20 protein-coding genes and 1 pseudogene are annotated in these 25,870 nt (G+C 64.0%); 16 read left to right on the forward strand and 5 right to left on the reverse strand.

The features are described 5' to 3' along the window. Positions 1 to 244: 244 nt before the first annotated feature. The 5 genes from OW521_RS05445 to OW521_RS05465 all read left to right on the forward strand — a co-directional run bounded on the left by OW521_RS05445 (position 245) and on the right by OW521_RS05465 (position 7,037). Positions 245 to 715 (forward strand): YbjQ family protein, encoded by a 471-nt coding sequence (locus OW521_RS05445; RefSeq protein WP_268023590.1) that lies wholly within the window; start codon positions 245 to 247, stop codon positions 713 to 715. 105 nt (positions 716 to 820) lie between these two features. Continuing rightward, complete coding sequence (locus OW521_RS05450) at positions 821 to 1,522, forward strand: TetR/AcrR family transcriptional regulator (protein WP_268023592.1); 702 nt, start codon at positions 821 to 823, stop codon at positions 1,520 to 1,522. 26 nt (positions 1,523 to 1,548) lie between these two features. After that, positions 1,549 to 4,071, forward strand: a complete 2,523-nt coding sequence (locus OW521_RS05455; RefSeq protein WP_268023594.1) for an MMPL family transporter — start codon at positions 1,549 to 1,551, stop codon at positions 4,069 to 4,071. Positions 4,072 to 4,400: 329 nt separating this feature from the next. Beyond that, positions 4,401 to 5,078 (forward strand): Maf family protein, encoded by a 678-nt coding sequence (locus OW521_RS05460; protein ID WP_268023596.1) that lies wholly within the window; start codon positions 4,401 to 4,403, stop codon positions 5,076 to 5,078. 150 nt (positions 5,079 to 5,228) lie between these two features. After that, positions 5,229 to 7,037, forward strand: coding sequence for an acetyl/propionyl/methylcrotonyl-CoA carboxylase subunit alpha (locus OW521_RS05465; RefSeq protein ID WP_268023598.1), 1,809 nt, complete (start codon positions 5,229 to 5,231; stop codon positions 7,035 to 7,037). Between the two features lie 78 nt (positions 7,038 to 7,115). On the opposite strand, the gene OW521_RS05470 is transcribed toward OW521_RS05465, so the two are convergent. Next, positions 7,116 to 8,525: an MFS transporter gene (locus tag OW521_RS05470; protein WP_268023600.1), complete on the reverse strand. Its 1,410-nt coding sequence runs from the start codon at positions 8,523 to 8,525 to the stop codon at positions 7,116 to 7,118. A gap of 293 nt (positions 8,526 to 8,818) precedes the next feature. Here OW521_RS05470 and OW521_RS05475 point away from each other — a divergent pair, with 293 nt between their 5' ends. Genes OW521_RS05475 through OW521_RS05485 form a run of 3 tightly spaced genes read left to right on the forward strand, consistent with a single transcriptional unit; the run spans position 8,819 to position 14,002 of the window. Next, positions 8,819 to 10,225: an MFS transporter gene (locus OW521_RS05475; RefSeq protein WP_442781216.1), complete on the forward strand. Its 1,407-nt coding sequence runs from the start codon at positions 8,819 to 8,821 to the stop codon at positions 10,223 to 10,225. Position 10,226: 1 nt separating this feature from the next. Continuing rightward, on the forward strand, positions 10,227 to 12,443 hold the full coding sequence (locus OW521_RS05480; protein WP_268023602.1) for a molybdopterin oxidoreductase family protein: 2,217 nt from the start codon (positions 10,227 to 10,229) through the stop codon (positions 12,441 to 12,443). Continuing rightward, a complete protein-coding gene (locus tag OW521_RS05485) occupies positions 12,440 to 14,002 on the forward strand; it encodes an FAD-dependent oxidoreductase (RefSeq protein WP_268023604.1) in 1,563 nt (520 codons plus the stop codon). The genes OW521_RS05480 and OW521_RS05485 overlap by 4 nt, the downstream gene beginning before the upstream one ends. 17 nt (positions 14,003 to 14,019) lie before the next feature. Here OW521_RS05485 and OW521_RS05490 read toward each other — a convergent pair whose 3' ends face one another. Together OW521_RS05490 and OW521_RS05495 are read right to left on the reverse strand one after the other, a co-directional pair. Further along, positions 14,020 to 14,514, reverse strand: a complete 495-nt coding sequence (locus tag OW521_RS05490) for a GNAT family N-acetyltransferase (protein ID WP_268023606.1) — start codon at positions 14,512 to 14,514, stop codon at positions 14,020 to 14,022. A 10-nt stretch (positions 14,515 to 14,524) separates the two neighbouring features. Further along, positions 14,525 to 15,283 (reverse strand): annotated as a pseudogene (locus OW521_RS05495) (tyrosine-protein phosphatase). 202 nt (positions 15,284 to 15,485) lie between these two features. Between OW521_RS05495 and OW521_RS05500 the strand changes: the two are divergent. After that, positions 15,486 to 15,827: a YciI family protein gene (locus OW521_RS05500; protein WP_268023609.1), complete on the forward strand. Its 342-nt coding sequence runs from the start codon at positions 15,486 to 15,488 to the stop codon at positions 15,825 to 15,827. 40 nt (positions 15,828 to 15,867) lie between these two features. Here OW521_RS05500 and OW521_RS05505 read toward each other — a convergent pair whose 3' ends face one another. Next, a complete protein-coding gene (locus OW521_RS05505) occupies positions 15,868 to 17,607 on the reverse strand; it encodes an HNH endonuclease signature motif containing protein (protein WP_268023610.1) in 1,740 nt (579 codons plus the stop codon). A gap of 135 nt (positions 17,608 to 17,742) precedes the next feature. Here OW521_RS05505 and OW521_RS05510 point away from each other — a divergent pair, with 135 nt between their 5' ends. The 3 genes from OW521_RS05510 to OW521_RS05520 all read left to right on the forward strand — a co-directional run bounded on the left by OW521_RS05510 (position 17,743) and on the right by OW521_RS05520 (position 19,598). Beyond that, positions 17,743 to 18,930 (forward strand): hypothetical protein, encoded by a 1,188-nt coding sequence (locus OW521_RS05510; RefSeq protein ID WP_268023611.1) that lies wholly within the window; start codon positions 17,743 to 17,745, stop codon positions 18,928 to 18,930. Positions 18,931 to 19,077: 147 nt separating this feature from the next. Continuing rightward, a complete protein-coding gene (locus tag OW521_RS05515; protein ID WP_268023613.1) occupies positions 19,078 to 19,344 on the forward strand; it encodes a type II toxin-antitoxin system Phd/YefM family antitoxin in 267 nt (88 codons plus the stop codon). Beyond that, on the forward strand, positions 19,341 to 19,598 hold the full coding sequence (locus tag OW521_RS05520) for a type II toxin-antitoxin system RelE family toxin (protein ID WP_268023615.1): 258 nt from the start codon (positions 19,341 to 19,343) through the stop codon (positions 19,596 to 19,598). Before OW521_RS05515 ends, OW521_RS05520 begins: the two co-directional genes overlap by 4 nt. A gap of 69 nt (positions 19,599 to 19,667) precedes the next feature. Here the strand turns inward: OW521_RS05520 and OW521_RS05525 are convergent, their stop codons facing one another. After that, on the reverse strand, positions 19,668 to 21,083 hold the full coding sequence (locus tag OW521_RS05525) for an NAD(P)H-quinone dehydrogenase (RefSeq protein ID WP_268023617.1): 1,416 nt from the start codon (positions 21,081 to 21,083) through the stop codon (positions 19,668 to 19,670). Positions 21,084 to 21,210: 127 nt separating this feature from the next. On the opposite strand from OW521_RS05525, the gene OW521_RS05530 reads away from it, so the two are divergent. The 4 genes from OW521_RS05530 to OW521_RS05545 all read left to right on the forward strand — a co-directional run bounded on the left by OW521_RS05530 (position 21,211) and on the right by OW521_RS05545 (position 25,828). Next, on the forward strand, positions 21,211 to 22,029 hold the full coding sequence (locus tag OW521_RS05530; RefSeq protein WP_268023619.1) for a purine-nucleoside phosphorylase: 819 nt from the start codon (positions 21,211 to 21,213) through the stop codon (positions 22,027 to 22,029). A 206-nt stretch (positions 22,030 to 22,235) separates the two neighbouring features. After that, complete coding sequence (locus OW521_RS05535) at positions 22,236 to 22,841, forward strand: hypothetical protein (protein WP_268023621.1); 606 nt, start codon at positions 22,236 to 22,238, stop codon at positions 22,839 to 22,841. Positions 22,842 to 22,959: 118 nt separating this feature from the next. Continuing rightward, the gene (locus OW521_RS05540) at positions 22,960 to 23,691 is read left to right on the forward strand and encodes a YcnI family copper-binding membrane protein (protein ID WP_268023623.1); all 732 of its coding nucleotides are present in this window, start codon (positions 22,960 to 22,962) and stop codon (positions 23,689 to 23,691) included. Between the two features lie 532 nt (positions 23,692 to 24,223). Next, on the forward strand, positions 24,224 to 25,828 hold the full coding sequence (locus OW521_RS05545; protein ID WP_268023625.1) for a glycoside hydrolase family 68 protein: 1,605 nt from the start codon (positions 24,224 to 24,226) through the stop codon (positions 25,826 to 25,828). The last annotated feature ends 42 nt before the right edge of the window (positions 25,829 to 25,870 follow it).

Here is a 25,870-nt window from a genome sequence, read left to right on the forward strand (position 1 = left end):
CTGACTCGCATTTGTTGTCGTTTTGAGGGCTCATAACGACAAGGGAAAGGCTTTCGCTGCTGAGGACAACGGAGGTTCTCCGGAGCCTGCCGAGTCGCGAACTCGCGGACGCCAACGCCTAGCGGCGGCCAACCATCGCGGACCGCCATCGCGGACCGCCATCGCGCGGACGAATCCCCGGGGAATGCCCTGGGGATTCGTCCTTTAGCAGTGAGAAGTGGTGCATTCTGGATAGGCTCTGTCCATGCTGATTGTCACCTCAAACAAGATTCCGGGCCACAGGATCGACGCCGTCTTTGGCGAAGTCATGGGCCTCACCGTCCGCTCACGGGATATCGGCTCCCAAATGTTGGCCGGTTTCCGCTCCCTCGGCGGCGGAGAGCTGCCTGAAATGACCAAGGCACTCTATGAAAGCCGCCAGGAAGTCATGGCCCGCATGGTCAACGAGGCACAGCAGCGCGGTGCCAACGCGATCGTGGCCATGCGCTTCGACACGTCCGAGATGGGCGGCAACTGGACCGAAGTGTGCGCCTGTGGCACGGCGGTCTTCGCCATCCCCCTGGCCGAAGGCGAGCCCGGCGCCACAGGCCAATCGATCTACCTGACCAGTGCCGCAGGTCAGCAATCAGCACAACAGCCCGCGACGCCGGGAGCAGCGCCGGGAGAGTACCAGCAGCCCGCTCCGCACTCTCCCCAGCAACCTTTCCAGCCGTAAGGCAGTCAGCAACGGCCGGCAACGCATAAGCGTTGCCGGCCGTTTGGTTTTGATGAACCAAGATTTAACTTGCCCGGAGTGCAAAGTTGCACTTAGTGTAAATAAGTGACAATTTCCGAAACCACTGCCATTCCCTCGCGCCGGGAACAGAACAAAGTGGCCACCCGCCAAGCGATCGCGGACGCAGCCCTCGCCGTGTTGCGCAGCAGGGGCGTTGGCAATTTCACGGTGGAAGACATCGCGGAAGCGGCCGGCGTATCCCGGCGTACCTTCTTCAACTACTTCCCCAGCCTCGAAGCCGCTTTGGCGTCGGTGACTGAAGGTTTCCTGGACCACGCCCTGGAACAATTCCGCCTGCGCCCTTCCGACGAACCCATCCTCGATTCCGCCCGGGCCGCCCTCATGGCGCTGGCTGACCCCATGACGGTCTCTCCCATGGCCGAGCTCTTCAGCCTCACCCACGACAACCGTGCCCTGGTACGTTCCGAACTCGAAGCCTGGGACCACTGCACCACGCAGATCATCGACGCCGCCCGCCATCGCCTCGGCCCGGATGTCAATGAGCTCTATTTGCGGGCCCTCGCCGGATCCATCATTTCGTGCGGCAAGGCAGCCATGAGTGTCTGGTTCGAGCAACGCGGCCCGGATCTTTCCCCCGAATCCCTGGCGAGCCTGCGGCAGCACCTGATCGACGCCATTGGCCTGCTCGGTTCAGGCTTCACAGCGCCCGGCCCTCAAAGCCCGGCGTCGCATGACCCGGCTTCCCACGCCACCCAGCCCTCGGCTGACCCTCAACACTCGGCATAACCACACACCGACAGATCGGTTCCGATATGGCACTCCTGCTCTACCGTCTTGGTAAGTTCTCCTACCGTCACCGTTGGCTGGTGATATCCCTCTGGCTGGCCGTGCTCGTCGCCGTCGGCGGCTCCGCAGCTGCCTTCCACGGCACCATGTCCAACAACTTCCAGATCCCAGGCACCGAGACCCAGCAGATGCTGGACAAACTCAAAAAGGAACTTCCGGCCTCCTCGGGTGGTTCCGCGGGGATCGTCTTCGAAGCCAGCGACGCCGGATTCAACCAAGCCGGCAAGGACGCCATTGCGTCGGCCCTCGCCAAGCTGGAAAAACTGCCGGATGTGCAGTCCACCGTCAATCCCTTCACAACTCAAGCCACGTTGGACAAGGCACCGTCCGATCTTGCTGCCGGCGAACAGAAAGCCGCCGCCGGGCAGGCTGAGTTGGACAAGGCCCGGGCCACCCTCGATGCTGGCGATGCCCAGATCAAGGCCGCAGAGCAGCAAATGACCGCTGCGGGTATGCCTGCCGCACAGATCCAGGCCCAACTTGCCCCGCAAAAGGCCGAACTCCTGGCCGGGCGCCAAAAACTTGAAGCAGGCCAGAAACAAGCCGCTGATGGTGCCGCCGCCCTTGCCCTGGCCAAACGCCAGGTCGCGGCGTCCCAAGGCATGCGATTCGTCTCCGCAGACGGCAAAGCGGCGATCGCCCAGGTCCAGTTCAAGACCTCCATCAACGGCTTGACCCCCGCCGTCCGGCAGCAAGTCCAGGACATCGTCCACGGAGTCTCCTCAGCGGGTGTCACAGCACTGGCAAGCAAGGAAATCACCGAAGACGTCTCACAGTTGTTCGGTGTGTCGGAAATCATCGGCATCGCAGTGGCGGCCATCGCCCTCATCGTGATGCTTGGGACGCTTGTCGCCGCAGGCTTGCCCCTCCTCATGGCGATCATTGGCGTGGCCGTGGGCGTAGGGGGAACGTTTGCCCTTACCGGCGTCGTCGACATGAGTTCCATTTCCCCGATGCTCGCGCTCATGCTGGGCCTCGCCGTCGGGATTGACTACTCCCTCTTCATCGTCAACCGGCACCGCGGCCAGCTGCTTTCGGGGATGGACGCTGAGGAGTCCGTAGCCCTCGCCACCGGCACCTCAGGCAACGCAGTCCTTTTTGCCGGCCTCACCGTCGTCATCGCCCTTGCCGCATTGGTGGTTCCCGGGCTTCCGTTCCTGGCCGTCATGGGCCTGTCTGCCGCCGCGACCGTGGCAGTCGCCGTCGTCGTTTCCCTCACGCTGACCCCGGCAGTCCTCTCGCTGGTCGGCCGGAAGCTGATCTCCAAGCCGGCCTGGGCCAAAGCCGAGCGCCACAACGCCGAACCGGACCACGCCTCGGCGGACCGCGCCGAGGACCAGCGCCGGAGCAGCCGCGGTTGGGGCGGCCTCGTGACCCGCCATCCGGTCATCTCGCTGCTTGCCGGAGTGGTGCTCCTCGGGGTGCTGGCCCTCCCGGCCTCCCAGCTGCGCCTCGCGTTGCCCGACGGCGGTTCGGAACCGGTCGACTCGCAAGCGTTCAAGGCCTATGACCTCACCCGCCAGAGCTTCGGCGAGGGCATGACCGGACCCATCGTGGTTGTCGGCACGTTTCCGTCAGGACTGAGCGACGACCAGGCTAAGACCAAGCAGTTCGACGTAGCGGACAAGCTGCGCAGCGTCGACAACGTCGTGGCGGCCGTCCCGGTGGCCCTCAGCCAAGATCACCGCACCGCCGTTTTCCAGGTCATCCCCAAGGACGGGCCTGCCAGTGCCAGTACCGTCCAGGTGGTTTCGGAATTGCGCGCCAAGGGTTCCGAAATTCAGCAGGCTACCGGCGCCATCATTGGATTGACCGGGCAGACGGCCGGCAACATCGACGTCTCCGCGAAGCTCGGCGCCGCGTTGCCCCCGTACTTGGCGATCGTCGTCGGGCTCTCGCTGATCCTGCTCCTGCTGGTGTTCCGTTCCATCGTGGTCCCGCTGCTCGCCACGGGAGGCTTCCTGCTCTCGCTCGCGGCAGCGTTCGGCGCCGTGGTGGCCGTGTACCAGTGGGGCTGGCTGGGCACCGTATTCGACGTGCCCAATCCCGGAGCCGTGCTGAGCTTCCTGCCGATCATCCTGATCGGTGTTCTGTTCGGCCTGGCCATGGACTACCAGGTGTTCATCACCTCAGGCATGCGTGAATCGTTCATGCACGGTGAGAACGCGAAGCAGGCGGTCCGAAGCGGCTTCAGCCACGCCGCAGCGGTGGTCACGGCCGCTGCCATCATCATGGTCAGCGTGTTTGCCGGCTTCATCTTCAGCCACCTGACCATGGTGCGGCCGCTCCGTTTCGCCATGGCGTTCGGCGTGCTCGTGGATGCGTTCGTGGTGCGGATGACCATCGTTCCGGCCGTGATGTACCTCTTGGGCGAGAAAGCCTGGTGGCTGCCGCGGTGGCTGTCCAGGATCCTGCCCGACGTCGACGTCGAAGGCGCCAAGCTGGAGCGCACGACGGCGGCAGGCGGCGCCAAGGAGCTGGTCCACTAAGCGTCTGGTTGGGTCAGAGCGGGCGGCGGTTCTGGGTTCAGAAGCGACGCCCGCTCACCTTTAGCGCACTTTCCCGAAACCCTCGCTCACCCATGGCGCCTTTTCTAAAACCCTCCCTCACCTTTAGCGCGCTTTTCCCAAACCCTCCCTCACCTAGGTTCAAGGAACATGTCCACCCTGGGGTCATATCTGAAGGAGCGTTGACCGGATGGGCGGGCATAAGTGAGCGAGCGTCGGGCCAAACACCCACATAAGGGAGCGAGCGTCGGGTGGAACACGTCATAAGGGAGCGAGCGTCGGGGTGGGGCGTCGCGTACTACGCTTGAGCCGTGACCCGATTGATCCTGGCTTCCCAGTCCCCCGCCCGCACCAAGCTCCTCACGGACGCCGGCATCCACCACGAGGTACTCGTCTCGGACGTGGACGAGGACGCCGTGCAAGCCCGGTACGGGGTGACCGACGCGCACGACACCGCGCTCCTCCTGGCCCGCGCGAAGGCCGAGGCTGTCGCCTCCATGCCCGACGCCGAGGGGGCGCTGGTGATCGGTTGCGATTCCGTGTTCGAGTTCGACGGCGAATCGCATGGGAAGCCGTACACGGTGGACGTGGCCAGGGAACGGATGCTGCGCATGAGTGGGTCCAAGGGAGTGCTCCACACCGGGCACTGGCTGGTGGACTGTCGCGATACCGCAGCGGACTTGGACGACGACGGCGGGACGGCCGACGGCACAGGCGCAACGGTCGGGGCGGTATCCAGCGCAGAAGTCCACTTTGTGGAAATGAGCGAGGAGGACATCGACGCCTACATCGCGACGGGCGAGCCCTTGCACTGCGCGGGTTCGTTCACGATCGACGGCTTGGGCGGGGCGTTCATTCGCAAGGTCGACGGCGACCCGCACGCCGTCGTCGGGCTCTCCATCTCGACTCTCCGCGATCTGCTCGGACAAGCGAACGTTGGAATCACCGAACTTTGGACTCAGAACGGCTCCGCTGCGATCAGCGAATAGAAGTCGGTCCGGGTCGCCGGCCCCGCGGCCGATTTCCAGACTTTGTAGCAACCCTACAAAGACAGGCCCTCTCACACACGGAATCCCCCATCAATATGGGCGGAACCCTCAAAATCACGCTAGGCTCCCTGAAGGACAGAAGGAGTCAACTTGTCAGCTAATCCGGCGCAGCCCATTTCCAGCCCTCTCACCAAGGTCTTGATTGCCAACCGAGGCGAAATCGCGGTCCGCATTATCCGCGCAGCCCGGGACGAAGGCATCGCCTCCGTGGCCGTCTACGCAGACCCAGATCGCGACGCCCTGCACGTCCGGCTGGCAGATGAGGCGTACGCGCTGGGCGGCAACACGGCTGCTGAGTCGTACCTCGTGATGGACAAGTTGATCGAGGTCGCCAAGCAGTCCGGTGCGGACGCCATCCACCCCGGCTATGGCTTCCTCGCCGAGAACGCGGAGTTCGCCACCAGGGTCATCGACGCCGGCATCACCTGGATCGGCCCGTCTCCGGAGGCCATCTCTGCGCTCGGCGACAAAGTACAGGCGCGCCACATCGCCGAAAAGGTTGGCGCTCCCCTGGTCCCCGGTACTGCCGACCCGGTGGAATCCGCTGACGAGATCCTGGCCTTCGCCAAGGAGTTCGGCCTTCCGATCGCCATCAAGGCTGCCTACGGTGGTGGCGGTCGCGGGATCAAGGTTGCCCGGACCATCGAGGAAATCCCTGAGCTTTTCGAGTCCGCAGTGCGCGAGGCCATTGCCGCCTTCGGCCGCGGCGAGTGCTTCATTGAACGCTTCCTTGACTCCCCCCGCCACGTCGAGACCCAGTGCCTGGCCGACGCCTACGGAAACGTTGTGGTGGTCTCCACCCGCGACTGCTCCCTCCAGCGCCGCAACCAGAAACTCGTTGAAGAGGCTCCGGCACCGTTCCTGAGTGCCGAGCAGAACGAGCGCCTGTACGAGTCCTCCAAGGCCATCCTGAAAGAAGCCGGCTACCTTGGCGCGGGAACCTGCGAGTTCCTGGTGGGCCAGGACGGCATCATCTCGTTCCTCGAAGTCAACACCCGCCTTCAGGTGGAGCACTGTGTTTCCGAGGAAGTCACGGGCATCGACTTGGTTCGTGAGCAGTTCCGCATCGCCCGCGGCGAAAAGCTCGGCTATGGCGATCCTGTGGTCCGCGGCCACTCCTTCGAATTCCGGATCACCGGCGAAGACCCGGGCCGTAACTTCATGCCTGCACCGGGAACCATTAGCACCCTTAAGAACCCGACGGGTCCGGGCATCCGCATCGACTCCGGCGTCGAACAGGGCGACGTCATCAGCGGAAACTTCGATTCCATGCTGTCAAAGCTGATCGTCACAGGCGCCAGCCGCGAACAGGCCCTGCAGCGTTCCCGCCGAGCCCTCGAGGAAATGGTGGTTGAAGGCATCCCCACCGTCATCCCCTTCGACCTCGCGGTGGTAACCGATCCTGCGTTCGCTCCGGCCGAAGGCCCGTTTAAGGTGCACACGCGCTGGATCGAGACCGAGTTCGTCAACGACATCCCCGCATGGACGCCCACTGGAGGCGGAACAGAAGCCGCCGACGCCGGTGAGCGCCAGCGCGTCGTCGTCGAGGTTGGCGGCAAGCGGCTGGAAGTTGTCCTTCCGGCGACGCTGGGCTCCGTCTCCTCGGTTGCCAGCACGGGCGCCAAAGGCGCGAAGATCAAGAAGCGTTCCCGTTCCGCGGGAGCCACGGCCGCTGTGGCGGGCGGCAACGCCCTTACCTCGCCGATGCAGGGAACGATCGTCAAGGTAGCAGTGGCTGCCGGCGATGTGGTTGCCGAAGGCGATCTGATCGTGGTGCTCGAAGCCATGAAGATGGAGCAGCCCCTTACCGCCCACAAGGCCGGCACCATCCACGGGTTGGTGGCAAAGGCAGGCGAAACCGTCTCTGCAGGCGCCGTCATCGCGACGATCGAAGACTAAGTAACGGCTTAAATGGCTCCGGCCCCGCACCATTAGTGCGGGGCCGGAGCCATTTAACGCGAGTCAGTTAAGACAGGGTCAGGCCACGTTGTTCGCGTAGTCCGTGTCCTTGGTTTCCTTGGACAGGAACAAGGCCACGAGCGTCAGCACTGCCATGGCGCTGAGGTAGACGCCCACCAGGAACGTGCTGCCCTTGGCCGATTCCCAAAGCCAAACTGCGATGAACGGGGCCACTGCTGCGCCGAGAATGCTGGACATGTTGTAGCTGACTGCGGATCCGGTGTAGCGGACGTTCGTCGGGAACAGTTCCGGGAGCAAGGCGCCCATCGGTCCGAAGGTGAGGCCCATCAGTGTGAATCCGATGATCAGCAACCCCATGGTCCCCACAAAGCCGCCGCTAAACAGAGGCACGAACAGCAAGCCGAACACCAGGATGCAGGCCGTCACAGCAAGGAGCATCTTGCGGCGGCCGTATTTTTCGGCCAGCGGACCGGCCACCAGGGTGAAAATGCCGAAGAAGACGACGCCGGCAATCAGCATCCAAAGGAAATCGTTCCGGCTGAAACCCAAGCCCGGGACGAACGCCGCGACGGCCGCATCGGTCATGGGCTTTCCGGCCTTCACCGCAGCGGCTTGAGCGCCCGCCAAGGTGGGCTTGGTGCCGTAGGTCAGCGTGAACGTGGTCATCAGGTAGAACAGGACATACGTCGCCAGCATGATGAAGGTACCGAGGATCAGCGGGCGCCAGCTTTTCTTGAAAACACGTCCGATGGGCAGCTTGGCCACTTCGTTCGACTCCAGCACCTTGGTGAATGCGGGAGTTTCAATGAGCCTGAGGCGCACGTAGAGGCCGAGGATTACCATGACGGCGCTGAGCAGGAACGGCACGCGCCAACCCCAGGCGGCGAAGGCCTCGGGAGTCAAGGTGTAGCTGAAGACCAGGAAGATGATGTTGGCCAGGATGAAGCCGATCGGAGCACCCATCTGCGGAAAAGTTCCGAAGATGGCGCGTTTGTTGGCCGGCGCGTTCTCGGTTGCGAGCAGCGCGGCACCGCTCCACTCACCGCCGAGGGCCAGGCCCTGGGCGAAGCGCAGGACAACCAGCAATGTGGGGGCCAGGAAGGTCCAGCCCGGGACTTGGGCGGTGGGGAGGCAACCGATCAGGAACGTGGCAATACCCATGGTCAGGAGGGAGGCAACCAGTGTTCCCTTGCGACCGAACTTGTCACCGAAGTGGCCGAAAATTATGGAGCCAAGTGGCCGCGCGACGAAGGCGACACCGAACACCGCGAAGGAGCTCAGCAGCTGAGTAGTCTCGTCAGCCGTCGGGAAGAACAGTTTGGGAAAAACGAGCACGGCGGCCGTGGCATAGACATAGAAATCGTAGAACTCGATGGACGTTCCGATGAGGCTGGCGAAGATCACCCGTCCCCGCGAGTTGGCCGGCTTGACTGACTCGCTTTCCTTGGATTCAGCGATGGAAGACATGTAGCGGTTGCTTTCGTTAACGCCGGCCCGGCGTTCCTGAGCCTGCCGGCAAAGATTATCTGAGAGTTCAATAATAGTTCCTGGCATCCAACAAATGGACAATCAAGTCCAATATGCGGACACTTTGGAAAATCTCACTCTGTGGTCTACGCCACAACAACCTCACCGCCATCTCACGCAGTGGTGACCCCCTCCGATAGGCAAATGTCACAGCACGTTTACAAACCGCGACGGTCCGCGAAACGAGCCTTCCCTAACGTGGAAGTACAACGTCCCCACAAAGGAGGCACTCCGTGACAGTTGACCGAAGCACCGAAATCCTCACCAACGAGCAGGCGCCCACCGCCCTCGTCCCCGAACTCGAACACCGCCCTGGCCGCTGGATTGCCAACTGGGATGCAGAGAACAAGGAGCAGTGGGAAGTTGCCGGCCGTTCCATCGCCAAGCGCAACCTCTACTGGTCCATCTTCGCCGAATTCCTGGGCTTCGTCGTCTGGCAGCTCTGGTCGATCGTCGTCGTCCAGCTCCCGGTGGCTGGCTTCAAGTTCGACACGAACCAGATCTTCTGGCTCATCTCGATCCCCAGCCTGGTCGGTGCCACGCTGCGCATCCCCTACACCTTCATGGTCCCGAAGTTCGGTGGCCGCAACTGGACCATCGTCTCGGCCCTCCTGCTGCTGATCCCGACAGCCGGCCTCGCTCTTTGCGTCTCCAACCCCTCGACCCCCTTCGGAGTCATGCTGTTGGTAGCGGGACTCGCAGGCTTCGGCGGCGGCAACTTCGCCAGCTCGATGGCAAACATCACCTTCTTCTACCCTGCCCGTGAAAAGGGCTGGGCACTCGGCCTGAACGCCGCGGGCGGAAACCTCGGTGCCGCCGTCGCGCAGCTCGTTGTCCCGATCGCCGTCACCCTCCTGGCCGCCGGCACCGTCAACCTGCCCATGGCCGGACTCGTCTGGATCCCGCTGATCCTTGTCGCCGCATTCGGCGCCTGGAAGTACATGAACAACCTCACCAGCGCCAAAGGTGACGTGGCAGGCTCCATCGCCGCGTTGAAGGAACCGCACCTGTGGATCATGGCTTTCCTCTACATCGGCACGTTCGGCTCGTTCATCGGCTTCTCCGGCGTTTTCCCCAAGCTCATCAAAGACTACTTCCCGGCTTTCTCCTCCATGCACCTCGGCGCAGTGGCTCTCTCGCTTGCCTTCCTCGGCCCGCTGGTCGGCTCGCTGGCCCGCCCCTACGGTGGACGAATGGCTGACCGCATGGGCGGGGCCCGGATGACCGTCACGGCGTTCGCAGCGATGGCGATCATCACCCTGACCATGATCTGGACCCTTCCGCTGAAGAACTTCTGGCTCTTCCTGGTCCTGTTCCTATTCCTCTTCACGGCAAGCGGCTTTGGAAACGGCGCTACCTACCGCATGATTCCGGTCATCTTCGCCACCTCCAGCCGGGCCGCGCGTTCCGGGGCCAGCAGCGCCAGCACGGCACGCCTGGCTTCGTCCTCCCTCGGCCTGATCTCGGCGATCGGCGCCTACGGCGGATTCGTCATCCCCCAGGTGCTCAACGCATCCAGTGCTTCCGGCTCCTACACTCCCGCGTTCTATGGCTTCGTCGGCGCCTACGTGCTGATGCTGGTCGTCTGCTGGGCCTGCTACCTCCGCAAGGTCAACGGCAAAGCGATGGGACACATCTAATATGCCCAATGGCGCCAACACCCACTGCCCGTATTGTGCGCTGCAGTGCGCCATGACCCTGACCCCGGCCGCGCCCTCGGCGCAGCCGGGGTCAGACCCCGCTCCCGCGGCAAAGGCACTTCCACTACTGGAAGTGTCCGGCCGCGACTTCCCCACCAACCGGGGCGGGCTGTGCCGCAAGGGCTGGACATCGGCGTCGTTGTTGAACCACACGGGACGAGTCACGGAACCCATGCTCAAAGGGTCCGACGGCGTCCACCGGCCGGTCACCTGGGACGAAGCGCTCATGCTTGTCACGGCAGCCGTCAAACAGACCCGCGAACAGTATGGAGCGGACGCCGTTGGCGTGTTCGGCGGCGGCGGACTCACCAATGAGAAGGCCTACCAGTTGGGCAAGTTCGCCCGCCTGGCGCTGGGAACCTCGCGCATCGACTACAACGGACGCTTCTGCATGTCCTCCGCTGCGGCAGCCGGAAACCGCGCGTTCGGCGTGGACCGCGGCCTCCCGTTCCCCGTGGAGGACCTTGATTCGGCAAGCGTCATCTTCCTTCTCGGCTCCAATGTTGCCGAGACCATGCCTCCGTTCGTCCAGCACCTGCAGGGCGCGCGTGATTCCGGCGGGCTGATCGTAGCCGATCCCCGCCGTTCCGCGACGGCCGCATTCACCGGCGACGGCGGCGGCATCCATTTGCAGCCGACCCCCGGTACGGACCTCGCCCTGCTGTTGGGTATCTCCCACGTAGTGGTCCACGAAGGCCTCACCGACACCGAATACCTCCAAAGCCGCACCACCGGGTACCCGGCGATCGTCCGCAGCCTCGCAACTTTCTGGCCGGAGCGCGTCCAGTCGATCACCGGCGTGCCCGCCACGCTCATCCGCGAGACCGCACGCCGCCTCGCCGACGGCGCCCGGCGCGGCGGCAGCTACATCTTGACCGGCCGCGGAGTCGAGCAGCACGTCGACGGCACGGACACCGCCACTGCCGCGATCAACCTCAGCCTTCTCCTCGGCCTGCCGGGCTCCTCCCGCAGCGGCTACGGCACGCTGACCGGCCAAGGCAATGGCCAGGGGGGCCGCGAGCACGGCCAGAAAGCCGACCAGCTCCCCGGGTACCGCAAGATCACCGATCCCGCCGCCCGCGCCCACGTTGCCAAAGTGTGGGGTGTGGACGAGTCGCTCATCCCCGGCCCCGGGCTGCCAGCCGTGGAACTGTTGAAGTCTTTGGGACAGCCCGACGGCGTCCGTTGCCTTTTCGTGCATGGCGCCAATGTTGCGGTATCCGCCCCGGACGCCAGCGCCGTGATCGAGGGCTTGCGCAGCCTGGACTTCCTGGTGGTCTGCGATTTCTTCATGTCCGAGACTGCGCTTGAGGCCGACCTCGTCCTCCCCGTCACGCAGTGGGCCGAGGAAGAAGGCACCTTGACCAACCTCGAGGGCCGGGTCCTCCGCCGTCGGAAGGCCCTCACCCCTCCCCCGGGCGTCCGCAGCGAATTGTGGCTCATGGCCCGGCTCGCCGAATCCCTCGATGCTCCGTCAACGTTCAGCGACGATCCGGAGACCGTGTTCGAGGAACTCCGGCTCGCCTCTGCAGGGGGCTTGGCCGACTACTCCGGGATCGACTACGCCATGCTGGATCGCGGAGAAGCCGCCTACTGGCCCTATCCCACCGGCAGCTCGGGAACGCCGCGACTCTTCCTCGACAGCTTCGCGCACGCCGGCGGACGCGCGGTGATGGTCCCGGTGGCACCCCGGAAGCGGTCCCGGCGCTCCGCCGTCGTCGGCTCCGATCCTGATCCGCTGACCCTCGTCACCGGACGACTGCTGGAGCACTACCAGTCGGGCGCCCAGACCCGCCGTGTGGCCGAACTCGCGGCCGCCCAGCCGGAGGCCGTCCTGCAGATGCACCCGGCGACGGCGGTGGTCAGGGACATCTCCGACGGCGACTTTGTCCGGGTCTCCAACGAGCGCGGAGAGGTCCTGTGCAGGGTGGAGCTCAGCAACTCCATCCGCACGGACACCGTCTTCCTTCCTTTCCATTTCCCTGGGCTGGGCAGCGCCAACCGGCTCACTGAGGCGGTCACGGATCCTATTTCCGGCATGCCGGAGTTCAAGGCCAGCACGGTCTGGGTCCGGAAGGCGGCACTACCAGAGGTCGAACCGGCGTTGGCTGTCCCAGTGGCGGCCGGCTTGTCAATGCACGTCAAGGAGGCATCGTGAGCGAGCGAATTGTGGTGGTCGGATTCGGGCCGGTCGCGGCCAGGCTGGTGGACGACTTGTTGCCCGCCGTGCGCAGCGGCCTTGTCCAGCTGCTCGTCGTGGGGCAGGAGGCCGAAGCCGCGTACAACCGCGTCATGGTGGCGGAACTCGGCGTAGGCCGGACCACTGCAGAGGCACTCGCGATGGCGGACGCCACCGATTTGGTGGCCGACGGCGTCGAGGTCCGGCTGGGGGTCACGGTCAAACGCATCGACCGCGCCCGCCAGCAGGTGGTCCTCTCGGACGGAACCACTCCAGGCTACGATCGCCTGGTGTTCGCCACGGGCTCGCGGCCCGTCATTCCCAACCTCACCGGTGTCAACCCTGATCCTTCGCACCCGGTGCTCCCGTTAGGCGTGACGGCCCTCCGGGATCTCCGTGATGCCGCACAACTGCGCGACGCCGTGATTGCCGGTAAGCGCGTGATCGTCCTCGGCGGCGGCGTGCTGGGCCTTGAAACGGCCCTCGCCGCTGCGGAAGAAGGCGCCCTGACCACGGTGGTGCACAACGGTTCCTTCCCGCTGGGCCGCAATATCGACCGCGGCGGCGGCGCCGTTCTCGCGGCGAGCCTGCGCAACAGCGGGATCACCATGGTGGGCAACGCCCGTTCCACGGCCGTCGAGCACAACGGCCCCGACGGCATGTTCTCCGCCCTGGTGCTCAACGACGGGTCGAGAATCGAGGGCGACCTCTTGGTCCTCTCCTGTGGTGTCCGTCCGCGGATCGAATTGGCCGAAGGTTGCGGACTGCCCGCGGCCACTGGCATCCTCGTCGATCACCACCTGCGCACATACCACGAGCCGCACATGTTCGCGATCGGCGACTGTGCCGAAGTCCGTTGTGCCGACGCCGAATGCCTTGAGTGCCGCACCGCGCTGGGCCCTTCCGGCCTGGTAGGTCCGGGCTGGCGCCAGGCCGAGTGGCTTGCCGAGTACCTGATCCTTCTAGCCGAGGGCGGCCAGGACGCTGCCGACACCTTGGCACCGCTGCCGCAGGAGAAGCCCGGCGTCGTGGTCTTGAAGGCACGTGGCATCAATCTTGCGGTTGCTGGCGACAATAGCGCCGAGCCGTGGGATGACGAGCTCCTCTGCGCTGGGGTTGCCGACGGCAGGCCGCGGCGCCAGGTTGCGCAATGGGCTGATCCGGAACACGGCCGCTACGTCAAGATGACCACGCGGGGCGGCGCGCTCGAAGGCCTCGTGACCGTGGGCATGCCGCGCACGGCCGCAGAGCTCGTGATGCTGTTCGAACGCGGATCCGAACTGCCGGCCGACCGTTCGCTCCTGCTCCGCCTGGACGGCCCCGACCAGCTGGATTCCGCCGGTGCCAACACCGACCCCCAGCGCACGGTGTGCCGCTGCGCAGGCGTCAGCGGTGCGAGCATCGAGGAAGCCGTGCTGGATGGCTGCTCCTCCGTACCGGAGGTTTCCAAGGCGACCCGTGCGGGGACTGGGTGTGGCGGGTGCCACGGGGACATCAAGGGGATTATTGAAAAGCACTTCCAGGGGGTCGCGGCATAGGGAATTTAGGCGTCTTCTTACAGTTGCAGCAGCAGGGTGTCCGAGCCGCCGTTCCGGCCGACCCGAACGAACCCGAGCCGCTCGTATAGATCCCGGGCGCGATTGCCGTCCTCGACGCTGAGGCTGATACCTCGCAGTCCGCGGGAGCGTCCTAGGGCGATGAGTCCAGTCATGAGCGCTGTACCGGTACCTGCTCCGCGAAGGCCGGGCACGACGCCGATAGTTAGTTCCGGTATGTCCGTCGCCACGAAGCCGTACCCGGCGTCGTCGGCGGCGAAGGTACGGCACCATGCGGCGCCAATTCCATCTCCGTTCCCGGTCACGGCGACAACACCGAAGTCCCCCGGACGGGGCCAGCCTTCGACGTAGTGCGAAAATTCCGGGTCGTTCATGACCTGTTCGCGCGTGAACCGGTCACTCCCGCGCCAATTCGCTGCGTCAAAGCAAGCCGCCCACAGCGTCAACGTGTCTTCGGCGGTCGCTTCCCGGACTTTGATTGCCGCGGTTTCCATGATTCCCACCCTATTCCGCCGGGTTTGCGGGTGTGATCCCGCCGCGCCACGTGAAGAGGCGCTCCCGGTCCTCGTCGGTGAGCTCCGCGGCGTGGAGGAAGGCTTTGAGATCGAATTTTGCCAAGGCATCCCGGAACGCGTCTTCGGTTGAAGTGCCGTGTTTCCGGCACAGTTCCTCGAGCATGGGTTCAGCGTTGTTTCGGTTGCTGCTCGCCGCCCGCAGATCACCCAACCTGACGGTTTCCAGATAATCGTCGACGATGCACTCGGGGTCGGTGCCAATTGCACGAAGCAGAGCCATGGCAAGTAAGCCCGTCCTGTCCCTGCCTCCCATGCAATAGATGAGGACCCCTCCTGCCGGGGCGTTGACCACAGCGGATATAGCGGCGCCGGCCCGTTCGGGCATGGCTGCAAGGTGCGGGAGGAAGTAGAGCGCTGTGCCCACTAGACCGTTGTCCCACTAGTCAGCCCAGAACTCTTTGTCTTCCAAGCCATCAAGGTCAACGTGGATCGTGGTGAGCCAGCTGGGCCGTTCCTGGGTATCTTTCTTGCGTTCCGTTTGCTGACGGAGGTCGACCACCGTGCGGATCCCGGCATCATGGATCTGTTGCCATCCGTTCCCAGTGATCCAATCGACGTTCTCGCTCCGGAAGAAGACGCCCCTTGGAGTGACCGTCCCATCTTCGCGCCGTAGACCACCAAGGTCGCGTCCGTTGACCAAGCCGTCAACTTTGAGTGTGCGATCACCGTCTTTTATCAGATCCCCCATGCCCCCTAGTTAACCGCGCCGAACGCAATCATGTCGAAGTGATCCATGGCTGATCCTCCTTCGAGGGCAGCGCTGCACCAGCAGGTGCTGCGGGTCGGTCGCGACACTCTACCTTGACCACATGTGGGGCGCCGGAACCATAATTGGCTGGCAACAGAGCGGTGCCGCAGAGGATAGGCGGCCGGAGCAGAGGAGTCCTCAAATGACCAGGTACCTGATCTCGTTCCCCGGTGAGGCCATGGTGTTCCCCGAGGAGGACTTCGAGGCGGTGGTCGAAGCATCGCATGCTGTCATTGACGGGGCCAAGGCTGCGGGGGTGTACGTGTTCGCCGGCGGGATCGATGAGGACGTAGACCCGGTGCTCGTGGCCGGAGACGGCACAGTCACCGAGGGCACGTACCCAGGCCACAAGGTGCCCAACGGCGGCTACACCGTTCTCGAGCTCCCTTCGCGGGAGGCTGCACTCGAGTGGGCCGCGAAGATCGCCGTCGCCTGCCGCTGCGCGCAAGAGGTCCGGCAGTTCCGGTACGACCCGGCCACCTGACGAGGCAACCTCAGCCGGAGGCAACAACGACCGAACTTGGTCACACCTGGAAGTAGTGGTTCTTGCGTGGTTGTTGACGTGGGTCGAAGTGGGGAGGCGGGATGAACCAGGGCACGCCTGCTTGGACTTGGGTGTGCCATTCTTCCTTGTGGATCAGATGGTGGTGGTGGCTGCAGAGTAAGACGCCATTGTCGGTGCTGGTGGATCCGCCGTGGGACCAGTACGTGATGTGGTGGGCTTCGCACCACGGGGCCGGCATCGTGCACGAAGGAAACGCGCAGCCTTTGTCCCTGGCGGTGATCGCTTTGCGGATGTGGGCCGGGAAGATCCGGGAGGCCCGGCCGATGTCCAGCACCTGGCCTTCCCCGCCAAGGACGACCGGGATGATGTCGGCGTCGCAGGCGATCTTCCGCAACGTGGCCGCCGGGACCGGCCCGGTGAACGTAAAGTTCCCCGTGCCTGGTTGCGACTGCGAGTGCCCGGTTTCTTTAAGTGACGCCAGAAGGTCCCGGTAGTCGATGGTGGCCATGATCTGGGGGCGCTGGCCTCCGGCCGCGGGCAATGCCCCTGTGGCGAGGGCAATCTTGCAGGCGCCCAGCAACCCGTCCAGGAGCTTCTGCGCCCTGGTGCGGCGGTCCAGGGACGCGGCATCATCGCGTGAACCACCTGGCGGATCGTTTGCCAGCCCGTTCGTCAGCTCGCTCTCGCCGCCCACGTCCGCCTGGTTGTCCCCGAGTCCGGACTCCTGGGCTGTGCGAGTCCGGGGATTGGTGGCCGTGTTCATGACCGTGAGCAGGTGTTCGTATTGGTCCTGGGTGGCGAAGATCTCCAGATGCTGCAGACCGTGTCTGGGTCGCCGGAGGAAGGCGCCCTGGAGGTGGCGCAGCGCTTCTTCGCGTGGCTCGGTACCATCCTGATCGATGGCTTCGGTCCAGCGTCGGGCGATCCTAGCCAGGAAGTCGGCATCGTTCTCGCCTGCTGTCGTAGTCAGCGCGTGTTCGATGTCCACGGCCACTTCGGGGCTGCACAGGGGCCGGACGCGTTCCAGGGCCATAGTGATGGTGGTGGCCGGGCGGGAGGCGATGCTCCCGGAGGCGAAGGCTGCGGCCACTTCTCCGTATCTCGGCTGTATCGTTTGGCCCGTCAGCGAGCGGCCGGGAAGCAGATTCTCCGCGAGGGCAAGGCGGCGGCGGGCTTCGGCAGCGCTGATCCGCAGTAGCGAGCGCAAGTGCTCACCGGTGTTCCTGAACTCCCGAAACCCGGTGTGGGCGGCCCGCCCACCGAGGCCGCCGTCCTCGACGTCGGTACAGGTACCGGCTGCCTCAGCATCCGCTCCGGGGTTGCCAGCATCAGCTTTGGAACCGCCCGCCAGGCCCTCGGCTTCCCAGCCTGTCATCCAGCCCGTCGTGCTGGCCGGCTCCTGCTGCCGCACCCGGTTCAGCTGCCCCGCGGCGACGACCTGCAAATAATCCAAGGTGCGGGACAGCTCCTCCACGCCCGAGGCAAACGCAGCGGAGTCCTGCAACCCCAGCGACCCGACGTCGTCGACTGCCGTCCGCGCCAGTGACCGCAACGCCGCAAGAGAACTCGCCAGAACCCGCTGCGGACCACCGCGATCGCCGGCACGGTCCTCGTGCGGATCCAGGAGCGCGAGCCGGCGCAGCCCCGGAGCTTGACGATCCGCACCCACCATCCGCGGCTCGCGCACCCTATGGGACACAGCGAACCGGCCACCGGGCGCAGCGCCATGCCGCGTGGTGAGGTGTTCGATCGCTTCCATGGAAACACTCTGCCAGCAAGCTACGACAAAATAGCCCGCCCACCCGCGTCAGTGGCGCGTGATCCTCAAAGTGCTTGATTCACCGACAGCAACTTCGGCCCCGCCACCTTTCGGGAAGGTGAAGATAGGCGAGGTGTGGTCGTCCCCGCTTTGAACGGCAACGTGTCAGATCCAACGACTAGGCTTATTTCCGTGAATGATCCCGTTTACAGCCTGTCGTGGCCACGTCCCCTGTTCGCATGGGAGGCCTCGCGCATCCTTACAACAGCTTCGGATGCTGACCTCCTTCCGTGGACTAAACATCTGCTCAGGGAAGCCTTTGAAGACGAGGGAGTGGCCGAGGCGTTCGAAGCAAAGATTTCAAGTCAGACGGCGGCCACAACATGGGGCATGCCGGCTCCGACGGCACATCCCGTGCGGCTCTGGCTTCAGGCCCTTCTTACAGACGAAGCCAGACTGGCGGCCTACCAGCCGCCGGTGTACTTTGCAGAGCGCCACTCTGGCGGGCATATCGACATCGAGCCAGACAGCCGTTTCACTTTCGCAGAGGACTTCATCGAGCTTCTGAACACGATGTCCACGGAGGGCTACTTCCCAAAAATCCTGCCCAAGGTGTGCGAGGACCGTTGGACGGAGCCAATCGACGTCTCGCGGGAACTCCGTCGAGCAACGAAGCAGGTAGTTGAATGGCCTCTTACCTCAGCGGCAGCCAAAATGTTGCCTGAAATGACTGTCTACTCATTAGTCGAGTACTTCAACGACCGTGCGCAGCGACCAAGAGCGGCCGAGTGGCACAACTGGAATGACTGCGGCTACGACTATTCCGACTTCAACCGTGAGTCAGGCGGTGCGGTTTACCGCTGGCGTGTCAACGCCTTACTCAGTTATCACAAAGCACCATTGAGGTTGGGCTCCGTTGGGGCGGAGCGAGGGCGCCTTATCCATTCATTCAGCCGAGAGCAGGATGCCCTGCTGACTCAGGAGGTTGAGAACCGGGTTGGAAGGCCCGCTGACGAGGTTGCGCACGCAATACGGATGTTTCGCGCCCGCGACGCTAACAACATTGACAAGCGAGCGGCCTTGGCCCTCCTCTACAAAAGACTGGAGCCCAAAAGAAAGTATCTGGAGGGGAAGACGACTAAGGGAGATCTAGAGGACATCTTCAATATCGCTAACAGGTACCACATCCGCCACAGCGTAGGGAAACAATTCAGCGAAGAACGCGAGGAGTACCTCGAATGGATGTTCTGGAACTTCCTTTCAATGGTGCGGCTTCTGGACGCCCTTGAGGCCAAACAAACGGCGGCAGAAAAGTCCCCATGATGTGCCTTCTAGTCGACAACGGCTGGCCAAAATCGGCGTTGGCGAGTAGCAGGCTACGACAAAATAGGCCGCCCACCGTCGCACTTACGTTATCGGTTGTTCTGTACGCTACGTACATTTTGCCGCATTTGCCGTAGCATCGAGTGCATGACCGACATAGCCATCACCGAAGCCCGGAACCATCTGGCAACCATTGTGGACACCGCACATCGCGAGCACGAACCGGTATTCCTCACGCGCCGCGGAATTCGGGTCGCCGCAGTGATTGATTCCGCCGAACTGGAGCGCCTTCGTGAAGCCGCGGAAGAACTTGAAGACATCCGGGCCGTCGATTTGGCATGGGAAGAGATGGAACAGACCGGTCAGACGCCGATCCCTTGGGAGGACGTCAAGCGCGACCTGGGTCTGACGTGAGATACAACGTCGTGGTCCTGCCGGCGGCCCTTCGGCAGTTGCGCAAGCTTCCGCCCGAGGCGCGTCGACGGATCCAAGCAGCCATCGAGTTGCTTGCCGAGACACCGCGCCCCCCTGGCGCCAAAAAGCTAACAGGACGGGTCGAATGGCGGGTTCGTACCGGGGATTATCGGGTGCTCTACCGGATCGACGACGGCCGGCTCGTCATCGTCGTCGTTCAGGCCGGTCATCGCCGCGAAGTCTACCGGGAGTGAGTCCAGTTACAGATTTCGCCCTGGTCATTCGGTTTGCTACTGAAAGGGACCTATCAGCCGCCCACCCAGTCACATATGAACGTGCAACCGGCGCGCCGCTTCCGAGATTGACCCGGTCAGCGAGGGGTACACCGTAAAGGTGCTCGCGACGTCGTCCACGTGCAGTTTTTGCTTCACGGCAACGGCGATCGGGAAGATCAGCTCCGAAGCGTTCGGCCCAACGACGACGCCGCCGATCACAGTGCCCGAACCCTTGCGCGCGATGATCTTGACGAAGCCGTCCTTGGTGTTGCGCATCTTGGCGCGGGCGTTGCTCAGCAGAGAGAGCGTGACAACGTCGCCCTGGTACTTGCCCGATTCGAGGTCGGCTTCCGAGACGCCCACCGAAGCGATTTCCGGTGAGGTGAAGATGTTGGACGCTACTTGGTGGAGCTTGATCGGCATCACGGCGTCGCCCAGGAAGTGCGCAACCGCAATGCGGCCCTGCATGGCCGCGACAGAGGCGAGGGCCAAGATCCCCGTGCAGTCGCCCGCAGCGTAGATGTTCGGCGCCGTGGTGCGGGAAACGCCGTCCACCTTGATGTGGCCGGACTCCGTGACAGCCACACCTGCCTCTTCCAACCCGATTCCGGCGGTGTTGGGGATCGAACCCACGCAGACCAAGCAGTGGCTGCCCGTCACCACGGAACCGTCGCCCAAGATGACCTGGACGCCGGCGTCGGTCCTTTCCACAGCTTCCGCGCGGGAGCGGGACAGAACACGCACGCCGCGGCGCTTGAAGACACCTTCGAGGACCTGGGCCGCGTCGGTGTCCGAGCCGGGTAGCACCTGGTCGCGGCTCGAAATGAGGGTGACGTTGGAACCAAGGCCGTTGTAGGCAGAGGCGAACTCGGCGCCCGTGACGCCGGAACCAACGACGATCAGGTCTTCCGGAAGTTCGTCGAGGTTGTAGATCTGCGCCCAGTTGAGGATGCGCTCTCCGTCGGGCTTGGCTGTGGGGAGTTCGCGGGGATGCGCACCGACGGCCAGGAGGATGGCGTCGGCGGTGATCGTCTTGGTGCCGTCCGAGGTGACGACCTCGATGGTGTGATTGTCCAAGAGCCTTCCCGAGCCCATCAGGATTTCCACGTCAAGGTGCTCGAGGCCCACCCGGATGTCGTCGGACTGCTCCCTCGCGAGGTGCAGGACGCGGTCATTGATGTGGCCCAGATCCGCGCGCATGCCTGGCGCTACATCGCTGCCGTCGACGGCGAACTTGACTCCCAGCTCCCCCGCCTCTGCGACGCGGGTCATGAGATCCGCCGTCGCGATCAGGGTTTTGGAAGGCACGACGTCGGTAAGTACGGCAGAGCCGCCGAGCCCCGCGCGTTCGATGAGGGTGACCCGCGCTCCCAAGTGCGCTGCGACCATTGCCGCTTCATATCCGCCTGGACCTCCGCCCAGGATCGCGATTCGTGGTGAGCTGAAGTCAGGATGCATGGTCACAATGGTCAATTCTTACTTAATGCCAGCGGACCTGCCACTAAGCCCCACCTGAGAACGCCCGCAGGGCAGTTTGCCCCGCCCAACAGCGCCCTGTTCAACAGCGCGGCCGGCACTGTAGTTTGTACCAGTGAGTAACACAGAGCTGATCAACACAGACCCATTCGAGGCCGCCAAAGCTGCGGCCGACTACATCGCGGCGGAGACCGGCGTCGAATCCCACGACGTCGCACTCGTGCTCGGCTCAGGCTGGGGCGCGGCTGCGGATCTCATAGGCGAAACGACGGCGACCCTCACGGCGTCGGAGGTTCCCGGCTTCCACGCTCCCGCCGTTGAGGGCCATGTGGGCACCATCCGCTCGGTTCTGACGAAGGAGGGCAAGCGGGCCCTGGTCCTGGGCGCGCGTACCCATTACTACGAAGGCAAAGGCGTTCGTGCGGTAGTCCACGGCGTGCGCACTGCTGCGGCCGCAGGATGCAAGACCCTGGTGGTGACCAACGGCTGCGGCGGCTTGAACGAATCCTGGACCCCCGGCACTCCCGTGCTGATCAGTGACCACATCAACCTGACAGCGGCTTCTCCCCTTGAAGGCGCCACGTTCGTCGACCTCACGGACCTATATTCCGCGCGCATCCGAGGTTTGGCCCGGGAAGTGGATCCCACGCTCGACGAAGGCGTCTACGCCCAGTTCACCGGCCCGCACTACGAAACTCCGGCCGAGGTCCAATACGCCAAGCGAATCGGCGCGGATCTGGTGGGCATGTCCACTGCTTTGGAGGCCATCGCCGGCCGGCACTCGGGCATGGAGGTCTTCGGCATTTCCCTGGTGACCAACCTGGCCGCAGGCATCAGCCCGGTACCGCTGAGCCACCAGGAAGTGATCGAGGCAGGCCAGACTGCAGGCGCGCGCATTTCCCGGCTCCTGGCGGACATCATCGCCAAGCTCTGATCCAGTAGCCCGGCGTTTGGGCGCGGATACCGCGACTAGCGGAGAACGCCGTCGAGCAGTAACTCTGCTCGACGGCGTTCGGCGGGCGGCGGCAGGCGGGCGGCGGCAGGCGGGCGGCGTTCGGCTGGCGGCGGCAGGCGGCAGGCGGCAGGCAGTAGAATCTGTGTAACTCTCCGCCATTGCGCTAAGAACCGGAAGGAACGCAGATGATCACATCCGCCTCTTTCCGGCTCCTCCGAACGGGCCTGATCGGTTCAATCATTCTGGGCTTGGCCGCGGGCGGGCACATGGCCGGTGGCGGCAAGCTACCCGAGCCCGCCATCCTCACGGCCCTGTGCGCCCTGACGATCCTCCCGGTAGCCATACTCACGCGGTTCCGCCTTTCCGTGCCGGTCATCGCCGGACTCTTGGGCGCCGGGCAGTTCTGGCTGCATTGGGCTTTCTGTGCCCTGTCGCCCGGGGTTTCGTCCGCGGCACCATTGCAGTCCGGGCATTCAGGACACGTCCCGGCCCTGCTCCCCGGGACGCTAATTTCAGCGCTGCCTGCCCATACTGCCGCAAGCGATTGGCAAATGTTCGCTGCCCATGCTGCGGCGACCCTCGGCACAACCTTGCTATTGGCTCGCGGGGAACAGGCACTTTGGGCGCTGGCGGCATGGCTGCGCCCCCTGGTCCAACTGCCCGCCCCAGCACCCATCCAGCCATCTCGCGGCCAAGCCCCTTGCGCGGTTCCTGCTGTGCTTCCCGATGGTCTTCGCGGACTTCGACTTCCTTCCCGGCGCGGTCCGCCAGCCCTGGTTCCTGCCGCCTGAGTCCACCCCCTTTCGCATACGGGCTTGGGACCCTGCGGCACATTGCTGCTTTCACCGGCCGGACAGACTTCCGGCCCGTTCCAGTCCAAGAATTTCCCTTGTGAAAGGCACCATTGCCATGAAGACCTCCCACCGCCGTGCCCTCAAGACCGCCTGCGCAGCCACGATGGCCGCCGGGCTGCTCGCATTCGGCGTCTCAGCCGCTTCTGCACACGTTCACGTCAACCCCGACGACCCGGCAGCCGGTGGCTATACCCACCTGACCTTCAATGTCCCCAACGAATCGCCCACGGCAAAAACCGTCAAACTCGAAGTGTCCCTCCCCACCGACGCTCCGTTCAACTCGGTATCCGTGAAACCCGTTGAGGGCTGGAAAGCCGAACTCATCACGTCCACTCTCCCCAAACCTGTCACGGTGGCGGGAGCGACGGTCACGAAGGCCGTCACGTCAGTGGTGTGGACTGCTGACGCGACACACCAGATCGGACAGGACGAATACCAGGCGTTCTCGATCTCGGTTGGTGTCCTGCCGGATGCCGGCACCATCATCATGCTGCCCGCAACCCAAACCTACACAGATGGCACCGTGGTGAAGTGGGACGAGAAGACCGTCCAAGGCCAGCCTGAGCCCGAACACCCCGCTCCCTCGTTCGTGACCACCGCCAGTGACTCCGCCGCACCGGAGGCGCCCACGTCCTCCCCCTCAGCGACGCCCGCACCGTCAGCGGCATCGGCGACAACCAGTGACTCAGGCTCCACAGCTGGTTGGTTCGGCCTGGCAGCGGGCCTGATTGGCCTGGCGGCAGGCGTCACCGCGCTAGCGCGAACCCGGTCCACCAAAGCCAACTAGCCGACCCGCCAGAAACAAAGGAACTGCCCGCGCCGGACCCCGGCGCGGGCAGTTCTGCGTCACCCGCCCCCGGCCAGATCACCCGCCTCCAATCTGGCCGAGCCCATCACGCGACAGATCTCGTCACGCTAATTTTCCAGTCCCTGTCAAGTCAATTCGCTCCCGTGTTAATGGCGTGTGAACTTTTCGAATAAATCAGATTTATTCAGAAATATTTGACCCGTCACCCTTTCCATGGCACGCGCGCGCTGTAAAAATGTAAGCGCTTGCGCAAAAGATGTCTGACATGTGCGCAAGCGCTTACAGTGCGTCCGAAACACGGTTTGCAGCGGCATTCCTAGCACGTCTAGCTTGGAACAGTCCCGGCAAGTCGACGTGCCAGGACCGAAGGATGAGGGCCTCGCAAAAGCCCTCATCCACCCGACACGATGGCGTTCCGGATGACGCCAGCGGTGTTATCGGGAACGCCGGAGTTCGGATCCAGGGCTTGCGCCCCATTCCACGAAGTCCAACCTCCGCGAGAAGAGCAAGCATGAAATCTCACTCAACCCCCAACGGGCCACGCCGCCGTCTGCGGTCGGCAGCCGCGTTCGCGGCCGCTGCCGGCGTTGCCGCCACGGTGCTCATGGCATCCCCGGCAGCGCAGGCGAACCTGCCTGCCGACAAGCCGGCGACCACGATGCCGGCTCCTACACCGGGATTCCCACTGCCGAGCGTCCACACGCAGGATGCATTTGATCCTGCGGCAAACTTCACGTCCAAGTGGACGCGAGCGGATGCCAAGCAGATCATGGCCCAGAGCAATCCCAACGTGACGCCGGGCCAGAACTCCATGAGCCCCAACGTCACCATGCCGGAAATCCCGAAAGACTTCCCGGCAATGAACGACGACGTCTGGGTCTGGGACACGTGGTCCCTGACAGACGAAAACGCCAACCAGATCAGCTACAAGGGCTGGGACGTCATCTTCTCCCTCGTAGCTGACCGCCACGCGGGCTACGGCTTCGACCAGCGCCACTGGAACGCCCGAATCGGCTACTTCTTCCGCAAGACCAACGCAGACCCTGCGAAGGACAAGTGGAACTACGGCGGACACCTGTTCCTGGACAACACCTCCATCGGAAACACCGAATGGTCCGGCTCCACGCGCCTCATGCAGGGCGACCACGTCAACGTGTTCTACACGGCCACCACGTTCTACGACCGTGCAGAGCGCAACGCGGGCGGCGGCGGTATCGCTCCCGATGCAGTCATCGCCAAGGCCCTGGGCAACATCCAAGCGAACAAGGACGGCGTCACGTTCGACGGTTTCCAGCACAACAAGCTGCTTGAGCCGGACGGAAAGCTGTACCAAAACAAGGCCCAGAACGCAGGGTTCGCCTTCCGCGACCCGTACACCTTCGAGGACCCGGCCCACCCGGGCCAGACCTTCATGGTCTTCGAAGGCAACACCGCCGGAAAGCGCGGCGACTACAAGTGCACGGATGCTGATCTTGGCTACCGCCCGGGCGATCCCAACGCCGAAAACACCAACACGGTGAACACGACCACCGGTTCCTGGTACCAGACCGCGAGCGTCGGACTGGCCGTCGCAGACAACAAGGACCTGACCCAGTGGCATTTCCTGCCGCCGATCCTGTCCGCCAACTGCGTCAACGACCAGACTGAGCGCCCGCAGATCTTCATCCAGAACGAAAACGGCAAGAGCAAGTACTACCTGTTCACCATCAGCCACCAGTTCACCTATGCCGACGGCATGCGTGGCCCTGACGGCGTCTATGGCTTCGTGGGCAACGGTGTCCGTTCGGACTTCCAGCCGGTCAACAACAGCGGCCTTGCCCTTGGCTCGCCGACCGACCTGAACCTGCCGGCAAACAACCCGAGCGGCAACCAGTCGGCACAGCAGAACGGCCGGCAGTTCCAGGCCTACTCGCACTACGTGCAGCCTGGCGGCCTGGTGCAGTCCTTCATCGACAACGTTGACGGAGTCCGTGGAGGGTCGCTCTCCCCCACGGTAAAGATCAACTTCGCCGGTGGCGTCACCCAGGTTGACCACAGCTTCGGCAAGAACGGCCTCGGTCCGTTCGGTTACCTCCCCACCAACGTCCGCGTCGGCGGGGAAGGCCTCTACAAGTAGGCCACGTCAAAACCCGCTGGGCAGGCAAAGCATGCCGCCTGC

Source organism: Arthrobacter sp. MMS18-M83 (assembly GCF_026683955.1).
Taxonomy (GTDB): Bacteria; Actinomycetota; Actinomycetes; order Actinomycetales; family Micrococcaceae; genus Arthrobacter.